General features: G+C 68.9%; 12 protein-coding genes and 1 riboswitch. Of the genes, 10 read left to right on the top strand and 2 right to left on the bottom strand.

The genetic code is table 11. From position 1 onward, the window contains the following. Window positions 1-228: 228 nt before the first annotated feature. Window positions 229-1,872, bottom strand: coding sequence for a hypothetical protein (locus AB0M65_RS11905; protein ID WP_364025385.1), 1,644 nt, complete (start codon window positions 1,870-1,872; stop codon window positions 229-231). Window positions 1,873-2,192: 320 nt separating this feature from the next. Here AB0M65_RS11905 and ileS point away from each other — a divergent pair, with 320 nt between their 5' ends. The 9 genes from ileS to AB0M65_RS11860 all read left to right on the top strand — a co-directional run bounded on the left by ileS (window position 2,193) and on the right by AB0M65_RS11860 (window position 13,679). Then, on the top strand, window positions 2,193-5,354 hold the full coding sequence (gene ileS, locus AB0M65_RS11900) for an isoleucine--tRNA ligase (RefSeq protein WP_364025383.1): 3,162 nt from the start codon (window positions 2,193-2,195) through the stop codon (window positions 5,352-5,354). A gap of 205 nt (window positions 5,355-5,559) precedes the next feature. Then, window positions 5,560-7,161, top strand: coding sequence for a penicillin-binding transpeptidase domain-containing protein (locus AB0M65_RS11895; protein ID WP_364025380.1), 1,602 nt, complete (start codon window positions 5,560-5,562; stop codon window positions 7,159-7,161). 43 nt (window positions 7,162-7,204) lie between these two features. After that, window positions 7,205-7,888, top strand: a complete 684-nt coding sequence (locus tag AB0M65_RS11890) for a helix-turn-helix domain-containing protein (protein ID WP_364025377.1) — start codon at window positions 7,205-7,207, stop codon at window positions 7,886-7,888. A 111-nt stretch (window positions 7,889-7,999) separates the two neighbouring features. Continuing rightward, a complete protein-coding gene (locus AB0M65_RS11885; RefSeq protein ID WP_364025374.1) occupies window positions 8,000-9,478 on the top strand; it encodes a potassium/proton antiporter in 1,479 nt (492 codons plus the stop codon). Window positions 9,479-9,623: 145 nt separating this feature from the next. Beyond that, window positions 9,624-9,809 carry a hypothetical protein gene (locus AB0M65_RS11880; protein WP_364025371.1) on the top strand — a complete coding sequence of 62 codons (186 nt, stop codon included), beginning with the start codon at window positions 9,624-9,626 and terminating at the stop codon, window positions 9,807-9,809. Between the two features lie 161 nt (window positions 9,810-9,970). After that, a riboswitch (SAM riboswitch) is annotated at window positions 9,971-10,085 on the top strand. Window positions 10,086-10,118: 33 nt separating this feature from the next. Beyond that, the gene (locus AB0M65_RS11875) at window positions 10,119-11,495 is read left to right on the top strand and encodes an aminotransferase class V-fold PLP-dependent enzyme (RefSeq protein WP_364025369.1); all 1,377 of its coding nucleotides are present in this window, start codon (window positions 10,119-10,121) and stop codon (window positions 11,493-11,495) included. A 19-nt stretch (window positions 11,496-11,514) separates the two neighbouring features. Continuing rightward, window positions 11,515-12,168, top strand: coding sequence for a hypothetical protein (locus tag AB0M65_RS11870; RefSeq protein ID WP_364025366.1), 654 nt, complete (start codon window positions 11,515-11,517; stop codon window positions 12,166-12,168). Window positions 12,169-12,192: 24 nt separating this feature from the next. Next, on the top strand, window positions 12,193-12,756 hold the full coding sequence (gene lspA, locus AB0M65_RS11865) for a signal peptidase II (RefSeq protein ID WP_364025363.1): 564 nt from the start codon (window positions 12,193-12,195) through the stop codon (window positions 12,754-12,756). Continuing rightward, window positions 12,753-13,679 (top strand): RluA family pseudouridine synthase, encoded by a 927-nt coding sequence (locus AB0M65_RS11860; protein ID WP_364025360.1) that lies wholly within the window; start codon window positions 12,753-12,755, stop codon window positions 13,677-13,679. The genes lspA and AB0M65_RS11860 overlap by 4 nt, the downstream gene beginning before the upstream one ends. A 24-nt stretch (window positions 13,680-13,703) precedes the next feature. Here AB0M65_RS11860 and AB0M65_RS11855 read toward each other — a convergent pair whose 3' ends face one another. Next, entirely contained in the window at window positions 13,704-14,687 is a 984-nt protein-coding gene (locus AB0M65_RS11855) for an AsnC family protein (protein ID WP_364025358.1), read from the bottom strand. 134 nt (window positions 14,688-14,821) lie between these two features. Between AB0M65_RS11855 and AB0M65_RS11850 the strand changes: the two genes are divergently transcribed. Beyond that, window positions 14,822-18,136 carry a DUF885 domain-containing protein gene (locus tag AB0M65_RS11850; protein ID WP_364025355.1) on the top strand — a complete coding sequence of 1,105 codons (3,315 nt, stop codon included), beginning with the start codon at window positions 14,822-14,824 and terminating at the stop codon, window positions 18,134-18,136. Window positions 18,137-18,163: the final 27 nt, after the last annotated feature.

Genomic DNA, 18,163 nt, shown 5'->3' with positions numbered 1-18,163 from the left:
TCTCTCAAGGCCACCTTGACGCCGACCCACGCTTCGATGCGCTTACCGGCCAATGCCCTGAACCTCAGTGACTGCTCGGCCAACCAGGAATCCCGTCCCACACCCGACAGCCACCACCCGCCGCCACCTGCTACCTCCCGAAGCCCCGCGCCTTCCTGCGCAGATCCCCGGCCGCCGACTCCGACGCCGACCTCTTCGCCGAGGAGGAACGGCTCCTCGCCGATCCCGCTAGGCCCACAACCGGTAAGCCTGCGCCAAGAGTCCCCGCGCCCGCTCCGAACCCGGATCCAGCGCGACGGCTTCCTCGGCCGCATCGGCGGCGTCCTCGAATCGTTCCAGCGTCAAGAAGACTTCCGCGAGATCGGCTCGAACGCACCCGAGTGCGTCCGTGTTCCCGGCGGATTCGAAGCTCTCGGCGGCCATGAGCAGGCGGAACTCGGTCTCGGCGAGGTCGCCGAGTGCCTGCGAGAGCTTTCCGTGGGTGTACAGCATCTCGGCTTGGACCTCGTGGTTTCCGCCGACCGCGTAGCACTCTTCGCTCACTTTGAGCGCGGCCTCCGGATCTCCGGTGAAGGCCAGGATCCACACGGCCATCAACCGGGCGCGGGCGGCGTTCACGTAGTCGAACTCCGACGTGTACAGCTTGACGGCTTCCTGAGCGAGCGTCAAAGCCCGCAAGGGATCCTGGCCCGTTTTCAGCATGAAGCCGGCGCGGCGGACCGCGGAGGAGTCGGCTATCAGCGGGTCCGTGGAAGGTGCAGCCGCAGCGAGACGACGGGTGAGCAGTTCGCCTTCCGGGATCGGCATGAGTTCGTCGAAGCGCTCCCACAGCACGGCGGCGATTTCCGGGTCGTCGTTTTGTTCGGCTCGGGAGGCCAGTTCCTCGACGGTCGTCGGGTAGATCACGAGTGTGGAGCCGATCTGCTTGGTGCCGGGCAGCAACGCGGAACCCAGATCCAGCTTGTCCAGCACCGGTTCCGCGGCCATCAGGGCCCGGATCCGGTCGCTCTGCGCGGCGTTTCCGTTCCGGGCGTCGAACCGCGCGGCGATTTCCAGCGCCGCGGCGGCATGTTCCGGAGAGACCAGCGCGGCGGCGGCGTGGAAGTCCATCTCGGCCGAGGGGGCCGACCGCCATCCGGCGTGCCGGTCCACCAGTTTCAGCGCGGCGGCCCGGTTTCCGGTGCGCACGCAGAATTCGACGTGCCGGGCGAGTGTGCCGAGTTCCTCCCGCTTGGTCCAGAAGGCCGAATAGGACTGCCGGAACGCCGCCACCGCGTCCTCGAACCGTCCCAAGTGGACATACGGGAGCATCAACGCGGCCAGCATCGCGTGCGGCTGCCGGGAACAGGTGCCCTCGCCGTCGAACAGTGCGACGGCGTCGGCGAAGCGGCCGTCTTGGACCAGGTGGTCGACCTTCAAACCGGCGTCGCACCTGACGCACCGCGAACTTTCGGGGGAGAAGGTCCAGCCGCCCTCACCGGAGCCGAGGTGCCAGGCGACGATCAGGCGGTTGTCGGGCATCGGCCCGAAGAGGCGTTCGCCCTCGTCGAGTGCCGCGAGAGTGGCCGAGAGCGGGACACGGTGATCCTCGGTGAACGCGATCGCCAGGTAGTCGAACACGTACCGGAGGTCGAGTTCCGGATCGAGGTCACCGGCAGCCAGGCACCACGAGAGCGGCTCGAACACCTTCGCGGGCTCGCCACCGAGCACGTACGCGGTCGCGAGCCGGACACGTGCCTCGTACTGATGCGCTTCCAGCCCCAGCGCGTCCACGCGGCGCAGCACCTTCTCGAGTGCGGCGATCTGGCCCGCGCCCTCCCACATCCGGTCGGTGACGCGGATCTGCCGCCACAACTGTTCTTCGGTGTCCATCACCGGCAGCCTAACCGCGGCCCCGGCGCCCTCGCCCCGTATTTCCACCCACCCCGACAACCCGGTTGCGCCCGCGCGCTACCCTGGAGTCACCAGGCACCGATCCGGCATCACCGGGGAGCCTCCGGAAGAACAGGGCCCAGCGCCCCCAGTAGAACCGGACGGGTACGGCCCGTCACAGCCGTCGAATGAGCGGCCCAGCCGGAACACCACCGGCCGGGCAAGCGGGGTGGTACCGCGGAACGCGCCGGAAACGGCCGTCTCGTCCCCGTGTGGGTGAAAGCCCGTACGAGAGAGACGAACCGCGAGGAGCACCGAAGATGTATCCCAAGGCACAGATGGACGGCGAGACCGGCGTCCCGTCCCAGCCTTCGTTCCCCGAGTCGGAAAAGCGCGTCCTCGCGTACTGGGAATCCGACCGGACCTTCCAGGCCTCGATCGACGCCCGCGAAACCGGGACCAATGGCTCGAACGAGTACGTCTTCTACGACGGCCCGCCGTTCGCCAACGGCCTCCCGCACTACGGCCACCTCCTCACCGGATACGTGAAGGATCTGGTGCCGCGTTACCAGACCATGAAGGGCAAGCGCGTCGAGCGCCGCTTCGGCTGGGACACCCACGGCCTGCCTGCCGAACTCGAAGCGATGCGCCAGCTCGGGATCACCGAGAAGGCCGAGATCGACAAGATGGGCATCGACGTCTTCAACGACGCGTGCCGCGAGTCGGTGCTGCGCTACACCGGCGAATGGCAGGACTACGTCACCCGCCAGGCGCGCTGGGTCGACTTCGACAACGACTACAAGACACTCGACGTCTCCTACATGGAGTCGGTGATCTGGGCGTTCAAGCGGCTGTGGGACAAGGGCCTCGTCTACGAGGGCTACCGCGTCCTGCCGTACTGCTGGCGCGATGAGACCCCGTTGTCCAACCACGAGCTCCGCATGGACGACGACGTCTACGCGAGCCGTCAGGATCCGGCCGTCACGGTCGGTTTCCGCATGGAGGGCAACGACAACGAGCTCGACGGCACGTACCTGCTGATCTGGACCACGACGCCGTGGACGTTGCCGTCCAACCTCGCGACCGCCGTGCATCCCGACGTCCGTTATGTCGTCGTGGAGTCCGAAGGCAAGCGCTACCTGCTTGCCGAAGCGCGCGTCGCCGCGTACGCCCGCGAGCTCGGCGAGGAGCCGGCTGTCGTCGGGCACTACACCGGTACCGAGCTGCTCGGAACCCGTTACGCCCCACCGTTCCCGTACTTCGCCGGGCACGAGAACGCGCACCGCGTGCTTTCCGCGGACTACGTGACCACCGAGGACGGCACCGGTGTCGTCCACATCGCACCGGCTTACGGTGAAGAGGACAAGCTCGTCACCGACGCCGTGGGCATCGTCCCGGTCACCCCGGTCGACTCCCAGGGCAAGTTCGACGCCACCGTGCCGGATTACGCGGGCCAGCAGGTGTTCGACGCGAACCCGAACATCATCAAGGATCTCAAGAACGGCACCGGTTCCGCCGGGCGCCAGGGCGCGGTGCTGCTGCGCCACGAGACCTACGAGCACCCGTACCCGCATTGCTGGCGCTGCCGCAATCCGCTGATCTACCGCGCGGTCTCGTCGTGGTTCGTCGCGGTGACCGAGTTCAAGGACCGGATGGTCGAGCTGAACCAGCAGATCACCTGGTACCCCGAGCACGTCAAGGACGGCCAGTTCGGCAAGTGGCTGGAGAACGCCCGCGACTGGTCGGTCTCGCGCAACCGGTACTGGGGCACGCCGATCCCGGTGTGGCAGTCGGACGACCCCGCGTACCCGCGCACCGACGTCTACGGCTCGCTGGACGAGCTGGAGCGTGACTTCGGCGTGCGGCTGGAGAACCTGCACCGGCCGTTCATCGACGAGCTGACCAGGCCCAACCCGGACGACCCGACCGGGAAGTCGACCATGCGCCGGGTCGAGGACGTCCTCGATGTCTGGTTCGACTCCGGCTCGATGCCGTACGCGCAGGTGCACTACCCGTTCGAAAACGCCGAATGGTTCGAGCACCACTACCCGAGCGACTTCATCGTCGAGTACATCGGGCAGACCCGCGGCTGGTTCTACCTGCTGCACGTGCTCGCGACCGCGTTGTTCGACCGGCCCGCGTTCCGCGCCTGCGTTTCGCACGGCATCGTGCTCGGCTCGGACGGCCAGAAGATGTCCAAGTCACTGCGCAACTATCCGGACGTCAACGAGGTCTTCGACCGCGACGGCTCCGACGCGATGCGCTGGTATCTGATGGCGAGCCCGATCCTGCGCGGCGGGAACCTGGTCGTCACCGACAAGGGGATCCGCGACGCCGTCCGCCAGGCCGTGCTGCCGCTGTGGAACTCGTACTACTTCCTTGCCCTGTATGCGAACGCCGAGGGTGTGGAAGGCAAGTGGCGCACGGATTCGAAGCACGTCCTCGACCGGTATGTGCTGGCGAAGACGCATGAACTGGTGACCGACGTGGAGCACGCGCTCGACACCTACGACGTCGCCGGTGCCTGCGTAGGCGTCCGTGAGTTCCTCGAGGTGCTGACGAACTGGTACGTGCGCCGTTCGCGTGACCGGTTCTGGGCAGGCGAGCAGGACGCGATCGACACTCTGCACACCGTGCTGGAGGTGACGTCGCGGGTCGTGGCGCCGCTGCTGCCGCTGACCAGCGAGGTCGTCTGGCGTGGCCTGACCGGTGGCCGTTCGGTCCACCTGACCGACTGGCCGAACTCGCTCGACCTGCCGGCCGACGCGGCGCTGGTGACGGCGATGGACCGGGTGCGGCAGGTCGCGTCTTCGGCGCTTTCGCTGCGTAAGGCGAACAAGTTGCGGGTGCGGCTGCCGCTGGCCAAGCTGGTCGTCGCCGCCGGTGAGGCCGATTCGCTGCGTGAGTTCACCGACATCCTGCGCGACGAGGTGAACGTCAAGTCGGTCGAGCTGACCACGGACGTCGCTTCACACGGCGGGTTCGAGGTCGCGGTCAACGCTCGCGCGGCCGGGCCGCGGCTGGGCAAGGACGTCCAGACGGTGATCAAGGCCGTCAAGGCGGGCGAATGGACGACGTCGGAGAGCGGCGCGGTCGTGGCCGCCGGTATCGAACTCGTCGAGGGCGAGTACGAGCGGCGGCTGGTCGCCAAGGGCGGCGGCGCGGCCGCGGAACTGCCCGGTGGCGCGGGTCTGGTGCTGCTCGACACCGAGGTCACCGGCGAACTGGCGGCCGAAGGGCTGGCCCGTGACCTGGTCCGGGTCGTGCAGCAGGCCCGTCGCGACGCCGGTCTCGACGTCGCCGACCGGATCTCGCTCACCGTTGACGCGCCGGAAGACGTCGTCACGGCGGCGAAGACGCACGAGGAGTTCATCGCTTCGGAGACTCTGGCGACTTCGGTGACCTACGGCGACGTCGCCGACGGCTCGGCCGGGACGGTCGGGGAGGGTACCAAGGTGACCGTGGCGGTGGCCAAAGCCTGACCCGAGAATGTCATGAAAGGGTCTTTCAGGACGAAAAACGTCTTGAAAGACCCTTTCATGACATCCGGGGCCGGTCTGGACCACAGGATCACGAAACGGATTCGGAAACGTCGCTTTCTCGCTCGAAAGAGGCCTTGCGCGGGGGAAATCGGCAGGCTTGCCCGAGGCCCGCGCGAGGCGTGCCGTACTGGGGGAGTGCGAGTCCATGAATCCTGCCCGAAAACGAGGGATCCTGATCGGCGCCGCGCTGGCGGTGGTCGCCATCGTGGTGGCCGCGGTGGTGCTGCTGGCGAAGGAGGACGAGGCGCCCGCCGCCACCGGCGGCCCTGGGGAGTCCGGCACCTCCGCGCAGGAGAGCCCGGCGCAGGTCGCCACCCGGTTCCTGAAGCAGTTCGACACCGGTGACCTGGCCGCCGCGCCGGTCGACGATCCGGCCGCCGCCGGGGCCGCGCTGGCCGCGGCGCGCGGCGCGCTCAATCCCACGGCGGTCACGGCGACCCTCGGCGAGGTCCCGACGACGGCGGGGGAGGCGACCACCACCTCGGCCACCTTCCACGCCTCCTGGACGTTCGCCGCGAACAGTGTCTGGAAGTACGAAGGCAAGCTGGACCTGGTCCGTAATGCCGGGAAATGGGTGGTTCACTGGGCGCCGTCGGTGCTTCACCCGAAGCTCGAAGCCGGTCAGCACCTGTCCGTCGCCCCCGTCTCGGCCCAGCCGGTCGTGGCCGACCGCGACGGCAAGGCCCTGGTCGGCGGAGACGCCGCGGGTGTCGCGCCGATTTTGCAGGGCGCACTGAGCAAGGTCGCGAGTGAGCAAGGCGGCACCGGGACCCCGGCCACCGTCACGGTGTCGCGGGTCGACGCCTCCGGCAAGCCGGTCGAGACGCTCTTCGGCCAGGCCGAGGAGACCGGCAAACCGCTGGTCTCGACCTTGAGCGTGGCGAGCCAGAGCGCCGCGCAGAAGGCCGTCGACGGCTATCAGGGCTCGGCGATCATTCTCGCGATGAAGACCAATGGCGAGCTCTTGGCGGTCGCGCAGAACAGCACCGCCGGGACCCAGCCGAAGGCGCTCAGCGGCCTCTACGCGCCTGGTTCGGCGTTCAAGATCGCCACGGCGACCGCGGCGTTGCAGCAGGGCGGGGTCACCGCCGACTCGCAGGTGGCCTGCCCCGGCAGCGAGCAGATCGGGACCCGCACCCTCAAGAACGAGAACGGGTTCGACCTGGGGACGGTCTCGCTGAAGACGGCTTTCGCCGCGTCGTGCAACACGACCTTCGGGCGGCTCGCGGGAGCACTGCCCAAGGACGGTCTGGCGAAGGCCGCGACCCAGTTCGGTCTCAACGCCGATTTCGAGATCCCGGGGCTGGCGACCGAGACCGGCAAGGTCGAGCCGTCGAGCAGTGGGGACGAGCAGGTCGAGGCCGGTATCGGACAGGGGAAGGTGCAGGTCAGCCCGCTCGGCGCGGCGTTGATGGCGGCCACGGTCGCGGCCGGGAAACCGGTGGTCCCGAAGCTGTGGCAGGGCGTGGAGACGACGGTCAACACCGGCTACCGGGCCCCGCCCGCCGGCGTGCTCGGCCAGGTCCGGGCGATGATGCGTGAGGTCTGCACGACGGGGACGGCGAAGGCGTTGAAGAGCAGCGGCGCCGTCTTCGGCAAGACCGGGACGGCGCAGTTCGGCTCCGGCGCCGACGCCAACGGCTGGTTCGTCGGCTATCGCGGAGACGTCGCGTTCGCGGTCCTGCTCGAAGGCTCCAACGACTCCAAACCCGCGGTGCAGCTGGCGGCGAAGTTCCTGGCAGGCTGATATTTCGGCGACGGCCGAACCGTCGGTCTTCTACGGTGAGCGCATGGAAACGATCGCCTTGGCCGAGGTCGCGGCCGTGCTCGCCGATCCGAGCCGCGCGTCGATGTGCCTCGCGCTGCTCGACGGGCGGGCGTGGACGGTGACCGAATTGGCCGGGGCGGCCGAAGTCGCCGCTTCGACGGCCAGCGAGCACGTGTCGAAGCTGACCGGAGCCGGGTTCGTCGTAAGGGTCAAGCAAGGGCGGCACAGCTACGTCCGGATCGCCGATCCCCGGGTGGCGGAGCTGATCGAGCATCTGGCGCAGCACGCCGAACATCGCCCGGTGAAGGGGTTGCGCTCGTCGGTCCGGGTGAAGCGGCTCGAATTCGCCCGGACCTGTTACGACCACCTCGCCGGGACGGTCGGGGTCGCGTTGCGGGACGGGATGCTCGGCGCCGGGCTGATCGACGAGGCCGACGGCCTCACGCTGACCGGCCGCGGCCGCGAGGTGCTCGGGTCGCTCGGGGTGGAGATCGCCGGCAGCCGCCGTCCGATGCTGCGCGACTGTCTGGATTGGACGGTCCGCCGTGATCATCTGGCCGGCCGTGTCCCGGCGGCGTTACTGTCTCACGGAGTGCGTGCCGGCTGGTTGTCCCGTGAGGGTAACCGCGCGGTGAAAGTCCTGCCCGCGGCGGAAGAACCGTTCGCGGAACTGGGTGTCGACCTCGTGGCACTGCGGAGTCCGTAAAGGACAATCTGTAACACAGGCTATCCGGACGGTTTTCGACCGGTACACCGTCGAGTGACGCTGACCGCCTCACTATTCTGGAGCCCTCACGGCGACCGGACGGGAGGCGACATGGAGCAGCTCCCGCTCGTCCTGGGTACCGGTGGCGCGGTGCTCCTCGTCGCCGTGATCGCCGTCCGGGTGTCGATCAGGGTCGGCCTTCCCTCGCTGCTGCTCTACCTGGGCATCGGCGTCCTGCTCGGGGAAGCCGGGTTCGGCATCCAGTACGACAACCCCGGGCTCACCCAGTCGCTCGGCCTCGCCGCGCTGGTGATGATCCTGTCCGAAGGTGGCCTCACCACTCGCTGGGCGGCCGTCAAACCCTCACTGGGCATCGGAATCGCACTGTCCACAGTGGCCGTCGCGGTGAGTATCGCGGTCACCGGCGCCGCACTGCACTGGTTGCTGGGCCTCGATTGGCGGATGGCGTTGCTGTGGGGCGCGGTACTCGCGTCGACCGACGCCGCCGCGGTGTTCTCGGTACTGAGATCGGCGGGTGTCGGGAAACGGCTCGTCGGCGCGCTGGAGATCGAGTCGGGGATCAACGACGCCCCCGCCTACATCGCCGTCGTCGTACTCGCCGAGGGCACGACCGTCGACTGGTCGCTGCCGCTGCTCGTGGTCTACGAACTCGCCGCCGGACTGGTGATCGGACTGGCCTTCGGCTGGATCGGCGCGCAGGCGCTGCGGCGGGCGGCGCTCCCGGCCACCGGTCTCTACCCGCTGGCCACGGTCGCCGTCTGCGTCGTGGCGTATTCGAGCGGGCAGCTGGCACACGCCTCCGGACTGCTCGCCACCTATGTCGCGGCCCTGGTGCTGGGGAATTCGAAGCTGCCGCATCGATCGGACACGCTTTCCTTCGCCGAGGGGCTCGGCTGGCTCGCGCAGATCGGCCTGTTCGTGCTGCTCGGCCTGTTCGCCTCGCCGGGCCGGATCTTCGAAAGCCTGGTTCAGGGCCTGGTCGCGGGTGCCGTCGTGCTGCTGCTCGCCCGTCCTCTTTCGGTGGTGCTCTCGGCCCTCCCGTTCAAGGTCCCCTGGCGAGATCAGGTGTTCCTGTCCTGGGCCGGGCTACGCGGGGCCGTGCCGATCGTGCTCGCGCTGATCCCGCTTTCGTCCGGGGTGCCAGGCGCGCAGGAACTGGTCGACGCGGTATTCGTGCTGGTCATCGTGCTGACCCTGCTCCAAGGGGCGACGCTGACCCCGCTCGCGAAAGTCCTCGGGCTGGCGCAGGGCTCGGAAGCACACGAGATCGACGTCGACTCCGCCCCGCTCGACGAGATGGGCGCCGAACTGCTGCAGGTCCGCATCAACTCCGGATCGAAGATGCACGGCGTCTACCTGGCCGAACTGCGGCTGCCGGTCGGGGCGACGATCAGTCTTCTCGTCCGCGACGGCACCGGCTTCACCCCCAGCAAGAACACCCGGCTCCAGGAACGCGACCAGCTACTCGTCGTGACCACCTCCGACGCGCGCGACGCGGCCGAACGACGCCTGCGAGCCGTCGACCGGGCCGGTCGCCTCGCCAGGTGGAAGGGTGAATCCGGCCAGTAGGCACGAACGGGCACCAGCTGTTCGTCGGTTGATCTCAGAAACTTCTTCCCCTTTGTGCTCCTTTTGGATTACTTTGCCAGTAATCGATTCCCTCGAATGGGTGAGCGTTGCGGGTTAAGGGGTACATAGGGTGACGAAATTTCCTATGCGGTTCGCTGGCCTGGGGGTGGCGACCGTCCTCGTCGGGGTGATCTTCTCGGCGCCGGTGGCGGCCGCCGCCGGCGGGTTCCCGGCGTTCGGCGTGCCGTTCGAGACCGGGCAGCCGGTTCACTCGGCAAGCATCCACCCGGACAACGGGACCTCTCGCGTCGGTGACTCGCGCGACTTCTGACCTCCCGCGTTTAGTCCTCTAGTTGCGGTACTTGCACGTACAACTACCGCAACCAGAGGACTGAACGCGGGTTCTCTTCGCTTGCGGAAGGCGTGAGCGGCGTCTCAACATGCGGGCAAGGGGTGGCTTGATCGCCCGGACATCCGCTAACTTCGTCTTTAGGTCACGAGTGTCAGCGTCAAGCCCCGGCTAGCTGACCGGCAACCCTCCTTCCGCGGTGGGGTGCCCCGGGTGAGGACCAGGCTCGTCGCGCGGTGCGACGGGCAAGCGCGGGATCCTCGTCGGGGTCCCCTGGCCCGGAGGATGACGATGACACTCGCTCTCGAACGCACCAGCACCCCCGCCACTGACGGGGAAACCGCGGCGGCAACTGTTGCCACACACGAAATCCCGACGGTCGCCGGTGCCGGGCTGCGGGTCCCGCTGGTCACCGGCGGCGACATCGGATACGCCAACCTCGACCACGCGGCGAGCGCGCCCTGTCTGGACAAGGTGCGTGACGCGGTCGACGAGTTCCTTCCCTGGTACGCCAGCGTGCACCGCGGTGCAGGGTTCGCTTCGCAGGTCTCCACCAAGCTTTACGAGCGCACGCGGGGAATCCTGCGGAACTTCGTCGACGCGCGATCGACCGACACCGTCGTGTTCACCCGCAACACCACCGATTCCTTCAACCTCCTGGCACGCAGCCTGCCGAAGCACACTTCCGTCGTCGTGTTCGACACCGATCACCACGCCGCTTTGCTGCCGTGGAAGGGTCCGAATGTGCGCCGGATCCAGACCCCGCGCACGCGGCTCGCGGCAGTGTCCGCTGTGGACGAAGCGCTCGCCGACTGCCCGCAAGGGCCGCGGCTGGTCGTCATCACCGGCGCGTCCAACGTGACCGGGGAACTGTTGCCGGTCAAGGAGATCGCCGCCGTCGCGCGCCGCCACGGCGCCCGGATCGCACTCGACGCCGCGCAGCTGGCGCCGCACCGCAAGATCTCCGTGCGCAAACTGGACGTCGACTACATCGCGCTCTCCGGCCACAAGTTGTACGCGCCTTTCGGTGCCGGTGCGCTGATCGGCCGCGCCGACTGGCTGCGTGCCGCCCAGCCGTACCTCGCCGGTGGTGGCGCCACGAAACTCGTCACCCGCGACTCCGAAGACTTCGGCGTCGTCTGGAACGCCGGAGCCGAGCGGCACGAAGCCGGTTCCCCCAACACTGTCGGTGTCTACGCCCTCGGTGTCGCCTGCGAGACGCTGGCCGAAAACTGGGACGCGATCGTCGCCCATGAGGACGAACTGCTCGCACGGCTGCGTCGCGGTCTCGCCGGCATCCCCGGTTTCGCCGAACTGCGGTTGTTCGACGCGCCGGTGGACCGGGTCGGCACGCTGAGCTTCATCGTCGACGGCTTCGAGCCCGGCTGGCTCGCGGCGGTCCTGTCCGCGGAATACGGCATCGGTGTGCGGGACGGCGCGTTCTGCGCGCATGTCGCGACCAAACGGCTGATCGCGGCCGCCGGTTCGGCGGGCCAGCAGGCCGTCCGGGTCAGCCTCGGCCTCGGCAGCACCGCCGAGCACGTCGACCGGGTGGTGCTGGCACTGCGCCAGATCGTCGCCCGCGGCGCCCGCTGGCAGTACGAGAAGCCCGAAGGCCGCTGGGTTCCGGAAGGGGATCCGCGGGAGCTTCCCCCGTTCTGCGCCTGACCCACTATCCTCACCCCGCATGGGGAACGAGCGACCGCGTTACTGGTTTCCGCTGGCGTTGCTGGGATTCGCCCAGCTGGCGGTGGTGGCCTTGTCCGTCGGGCCGAGCCGGTCCGAAGGGTGGTTCGCCTACGCGCCCGTGCCGCAGTACCTGAGCGGGTACGGGACCGGAGACCTGCTCGAACCCGGCGGCAGTTACGGATCCCTTCGCGGTATGGAGATGAGCCGCGAGTCCGTGGCCGCGCTGGACATGTCGTTCTCCGGCCTGGCTAGGAACGACGGCTGGCTGTTCGCCGTGCTCGTGGTCTACGCCTGCACCGTGGTCTTCTACGCCGTCAAGGCGAGGCGGGCCGAGAACGCCATGCCGTGGTGGAAGGTCGCCGCGATCGCACTCGGTGGCCTGGTCGCCGTCGTGCTGGCGGATCTGGTCGGCTACTGGGAACTCGACATGGACGGGGACACCCGGAGCGCGGTCCTGCTGACCTTGGGCCTCGTTCTGCTCGCCTGGCTGGACCGCAGCGTGCTGGTGCTGATCGTGGCCGCGGCCTACGTGCTTTGCGCGGTCGTTCTCGCCCAAGGACAGCTCGCGCTGGTGCTGTCGTCGCTCGTCGTGCTCGCCGGGGCGTTCGCGGTGCTGCTGAGCAGGCCGAAGACGGCCGCCGAGGGGACCTGAACACGCTCCGTGGACAATGGGGGAGTGAGCACAGAGCCCGAGACCGCGCCACCCGCGCCGTCGCCGCCGAAGAAGCGTGTCGGCGTGGTGTTCGTCGTCGCCGCGGTGCTGTGGGGGATCGACATCCTCACCAAGCAGATCGCCGTGTCGACGCTGGCGGGCAAGGAGCCGGTCGAGTTCCTCGGCGGGCTCGTGTACTTCCAGCTGGTGCGCAACCCCGGTGCCGCCTTCTCCATGGCGACCGGGCTGACCTGGGTGCTCGCACTGGTCGCGGCCGCGGTCGTGGTCGCCATCAGCTGGCTTTCGCGGCGGCTGCGCTCGGTCGGCTGGGCGATCGGCCTCGGCCTGGTGCTGGCAGGCGCGCTCGGCAACCTGACCGACCGGCTCTTCCGCGCGCCCGGTCCGCTGCGGGGTCACGTCGTCGACATGATCTCCGCCTTCGCCCCCAACGGCAAGGGCTGGGCGATCTTCAACGTCGCCGACGCCGCGATCTGCGTCGGTGGCGTGCTCATCGTGGTCCTTTCCTTGATGGGCAAGGACTACGACGGAAAGTCTACAAAGGACAAGAAGAAGGCGGCAAGCGAATGAGTGCGCGGATGTTGCCCGTTCCCGACGGGCTCGACGGCATGCGCGTCGACGCGGGACTGGCGAAACTGCTGGGACTTTCCCGCACGGTCGTGGCGGAACTGGCCGAATCCGGCGAGATCCTGCTCGACGGCAGGCCAGCCGGGAAGTCCGACCGGCTCGCCGCCGGTGGGCTGCTCGAAGTGACGCTGCCCGACCCGGCCTCGCCCATCGAGGTCATCGCCGAGCCCGTCGAAGGCATGCGGATCCTGCACGACGACGACGACATCGTGGTGATTTCGAAGCCGGTCGGTGTCGCCGTGCACCCGAGCCCCGGCTGGAACGGGCCGACGGTGGTCGCCGGTCTCGCCGCCTCCGGGCTGCGGATCGCCACCTCCGGTGCCGCCGAACGGCAGGGCGTCGTGCACCGGCTGGACGCGGGCACCACCGGCGTGATGGTCGTGGCCAAGAGCGAGCACGCGTACACCGTGCTGAAGCGGGCGTTCAAGGAACGCACCGTCGACAAGGGTTACCACGCCATCGTCCAGGGCCACCCCGATCCGACGCGCGGCACCATCGACGCGCCGATCGACCGGCACCCCCGGCACGACTACAAGTTCGCCGTCGTCCAGGGCGGGCGGCCGAGCGTCACGCATTACGAGGTCGTCGAGGCCTTCCGCGCCGCTTCGCTGGCCCAGATCAAACTGGAGACCGGCCGCACGCACCAGATCCGCGTGCACTTCTCGGCGCTCAAGCATCCGTGCGTCGGTGACCTGACTTACGGCGCCGACCCGGTGCTGGCGCGCAAGCTCGGCCTTTCCCGGCAGTGGCTGCACGCGAAGACCCTCGGGTTCGCGCATCCGGCCGACGGCCGCTGGGTCGAGTTCGAGTCCGAGTACCCGGACGACCTCGCCACCGCGCTGCGCGTCCTGCAGGACGAGAACTGACCGCGACCAGAGGACTGGACGCGGTCAGTCGTCAATCGACCAGGTGATCGTGCGCTCGTCGGGTTCCGGCCGGGGTGACCAGCGCACGGAGACCACCCGGGTGGCGTCCGGCAGGACGTAGACGGTGTGGCCGCCCAGTGTCTCCCCTGGCCGGACGCCGATCTTGTGCGGCGGCCGCGAGGTGAGCGAGACGGGTGCCTTGGTGACCGGTTTGCCGTCCGCGGTGATCAGTTCGAGGTAGTTGTCCGGCAGTGAGACGAACGGGATGTTCCCGCGGTTGGTGATCTCGGTGTGCACCACGACCGACCGTTCACCCGCCTCCAGCGAGTAACCCGCGGCGCTGAACAGGTAGTCCGCCGGGTCCTGGACCTCGAGCAGCTGGACGGCGAGTTGTTCGCCCTCCAGGCCCTGGGTCTCCATGACGTCACCGGTCTTGCCCTTCTTGCCCTCCGGCACCTGCCGCGGCGTGACCTGCTGCTCGTCGCCGCGGGCCCAGGACGCGGTCTGCGGGACGCCCCAGGTGCTCATCACCGGGTCGGCGGGTGGCGGTGCGAACTGCTGCTGCGGCGGAGGGCCGGGCGGACGCTGCTGAGGTGGTGCCATCGGCTGACGGACCGGAGCGGACGGCGGGCCGGGATAACGACCCGAGGGCGTGCCGTGGACGTTGTACGGGCCCGAAGGCGTCCCCTGGACGTTGTACGGCCCTGAAGGGGTGCCTTGCACGTTGTACGGCCCGGACCCCTGACCCGGCGGACGCTGCTGAGACTGTTGCTGCTGTGGCTGTTGCGCCCACGAAGGGGGCGAGCTCGCGATGGCGGCCCGTAGGCCGTTCGGATCGCTCTCCACACCCACGAGCAGCGGCAACCCGCTGCCGGACAGCGCGACCAGGCGGTACGCGACCTCGCGTGGGTCCATGCCGACCTTGGCCGCGAGTTCGTGCACGGCCGCCTTGCCCATCTCCGCGAGGGCGGCGAGCAGGCGGGTATCCACGGGATCGGTCACGGCCACGTCCGGAAACGCTACCGCCTCACCCCCGGCGCCGTGCGAAGGCCGCCCGCGTGCCGTAAATCCCGGCTTCGGTAGGAGGTGATCTCCATTAGGGTCGAGGTTACCGCGAGTCCACCGATCCCCTGGGGAAGAACATGAGCGAAGTCTCCGCCCTCGCCGACGAGTTCGTCGAAGCCCTCTTCGACGCCGATCCGGTCATGCCCGCTTTGCAGGGCTTCCGTCCGGAATCGACCGGGCTCTCCGATCTCAGCGAGGCCGCGGGAGACGTCTTCCGCGCGAAGCTCGCGGGCCTCGCCGAGCGGGCGGAGGCCATCGACACCGCCGGGCTGGACGCGGAGGAGAAGACCACGCGCGACGTCCTGATCGCGACGGCGCGGGCGAGGATCGCACTGCTCGACTCGCGGTTCGTCGAGTTCACCATCAGCGACCTGTTCATCTCGCCGGCCGCCGAGGTGCTCACCGTGCTGCCGATGATGTCGGTCGAGACGGCCGCGCAGGCGGAGGCGCACCTCGGGCGGATCGCCGCGATCCCGGAATACCTGCGGCAGGCCGCGCGGCGCCATCGCGACGGCGTCGCCCGCGGCCTGGTCCCGGTCGCCTTTCTGGTCGACGCCACCGTCGCGTATCTCGACCGGTACCTCTCCGATCCGTCGGCCGACCCGCTGCTGCGCCAGCCCGCGCCCGACGACGACTTCGAGACCCGCCGCGCCGACCTGCTGCGCGACGTCGTCCGGCCGTCGATCGCCGAGTACCGCGAGGTGCTCGCGAAAGAGATCGCGCCGTCCGGCCGTCCGGAGGACAAGCCCGGCGTCTGCTGGCTGCCCGACGGCGAGCGCATCTACGCCCTGCTCGCCGAAATGCACACCACCACCGACCGCACCCCGCGTGAGCTGCACCAGACCGGCCTCGACGTGATCGCGAACCTCGACGGCGAGTACCGCGAGTACGGCTCGCGTGTCTTCGGTACCACCGACCTCGCCGAGATCTTCGCCAAACTCCGCACCGACCCGGCACTGCGCTGGTCCAGTGCCGACGAACTGCTCGATTCCGCCCGCGCGGCCATCACCAGGGCCGAAGCCGAGGCACCGAAGTGGTTCGGCCGGATCCCACCGCAGCCGTGGACGGTCGAACCGGTCCCCGCCGAGTCCGCGCCCGGCGCCCCCGCCGGGTACTACATGTGGGCCGCGATCGACGGTTCCCGGCCAGGGATCTACTTCGCCAACACCCACAAGGCGGAGGAGCGCTTCCGGCACGCCGCCGAGGCGACGGCGTTCCACGAGGTCATCCCCGGCCACCACTTCCAGCTGAGCCTCGCCCAGAGCCTCACCGAACTCCCGCTGCTGCGCCGCGTCGGCGACTTCACCGCGTACGCCGAGGGCTGGGGGCTCTACACTGAGCGCCTCGCCGACGAGATGGGGCTGTACTCCGACGACGTCTCGAAACTCGGCATGCTCACCATGGATTCGATGCGCGCCGGACGCCTCGTCGTCGACACCGGCCTGCACGCGCTGGGCTGGAGCCGACGCCAGGCCATCGACTTCCTCGCCGAGAACACGCCCATGGCGCCGGTCGAGATCGAGTCCGAAGTGGACCGGTACATCGCCTTCCCCGGCCAGGCGCTGTCGTACATGGTGGGACGGCTGGAGATCCAGCGCATCCGCGCGGAGGCGGAACTGACGCTGGGCAGCCGGTTCGACATCAAGGCCTTCCACGACGTCGTGCTGTGCGGGGGATCGCTGCCGCTGTCGGTGCTCGACGGCGTGGTCCGCGACTGGGTCGCCGGTCACGGGGATACCCCGAACGGCCTCGCCGAAGAGCTGATGGCACTGAAGTTCGAGGAGTTCCCGCTGTGGCGGTCCCTGCTCGGGCTGCCGGGTGACCACGGTGCGCTGCCCGACCCGAGCGCGGCGGCCGCGGCCGCTCAACGCGCGTCGGCGGCCGCCATCGCCGAACGGGCCGAAGCCCTTGGCGTAGAAGGACTTTCCGCCGCCGAGGCGGTCACCCGCGAGGTCGTGATCCAGCAGGCGAAGGCGATAATCGACGTGGTCGACGCCAGGGCGGCGGAGTTCTCGGTCAGCGACGGGCTCGCCTCGCCCGCGTTGTTCATCCTGAACGAACTCTCGATGCTGACGCTGACCGACGAGGAGAAGGTCCGGGGTTACCTGAAGCGGCTTGGCGGCTTCGGGTCCTATTTGGACGCCCTGATCGTGCGTCAGCGCGCGGCGGCGGCCGAAGGGCTGGTGCCGGCGGACTTCCTCGTCGAAGGTGGGATCGCTTACGTGGAGCGGTATCTCGGTGACGAGGCGGGTGACCCGCTGGCGCTCACCGCGTCCGTCTCCGTGGAAGGCTACGAAGCCGAACGGGACAGGCTGCTGGCCGAAGTGGTCCGGCCCGCCTACACGCGGTACCGCGACTTCCTCGCCACCGAGCTGCGTCCGCTGGCGAAGCCCGAGGAAGAGCCGGGATTGTGCGCGCTTCCCGGCGGGCAGGAGAAGTACGCCGCGCTGATCCGGGCGCACACCTCCACCGAACGCACCGCGCGGGACCTGCACGACACCGGGCTTGACATGATCGGGAAACTGGCAGACCAGTACCGTGATCTTGGCGAGAAGATCTTCGGTACCAAGGATCTCGACGAGATCTTCGAGCGGCTCCGCACCGATCCGGAGCTGCGCTGGCGCGACGGCGACGAACTGCTGGACGCCGCTCGTGACGCCATCGCCCGTGCCGAAACCGTCGCCCCGCACTGGTTCTCGACCATCCCCGAAGAGCGGTGCCAGGTCGAGCCGGTGCCGCCCGCCGAGGCACCCGGCGGCACGCTCGCGTACTACATGGAGGCCTCGCTCGACGGCTCCCGGCCGGGCACTTACTACGCGAACACGTACGAGGCGGAGCAGCGCCCGAAGCACACCAGCGAGGCGATCGCCTTCCACGAGGCCGTTCCGGGACACCATTTCCAGATCTGCGTCGCGCATCACCTCAAGGGGCTGCCGATGCTGCGCAGCCACGCCGACGTCAACGCCTACGTCGAAGGCTGGGGTCTCTACTCGGAGCGCCTCGCCGACGAGATGGGCCTGTACTCCAGCGACCTGACCCGGTTCGGCATGCTCACGCAGGACTCGATGCGGGCCGGGCGGCTGGTCGTCGACACCGGGATGCACGCGCTCGGCTGGAGCCGTCAGCGGGCGGTGGACTACCTCGCCGAGAACACGCCGATGGCGCGGGTGGAGATCGAGGCAGAGATCGACCGCTACGCCGCCGTTCCCGCGCAGGCGCTGTCGTACATGGTGGGCCGCCTGGAGATCGAGCGGATCCGCGCCGAGGCCGAAGCCGCGCTCGGCGACCGGTTCGACATCAAGGGCTTCCACGAGGTCGTGCTGGGCAACGGCATCCTTCCGCTGCGAGTGCTGGACGACGTCGTCAAGGCGTGGGTGTCCGCACACAAATAGCGGTATCTCGGTGCCGGAGACCGTAAA

The organism is Amycolatopsis sp. NPDC051071 (genome assembly GCF_040682875.1).
In the GTDB taxonomy this organism is placed as follows: Bacteria; Actinomycetota; Actinomycetes; order Mycobacteriales; family Pseudonocardiaceae; genus Amycolatopsis.
The sequence above is the reverse complement of the archived record's forward strand: the minus strand, read 5'-3'. Positions and strand labels throughout refer to the sequence as shown.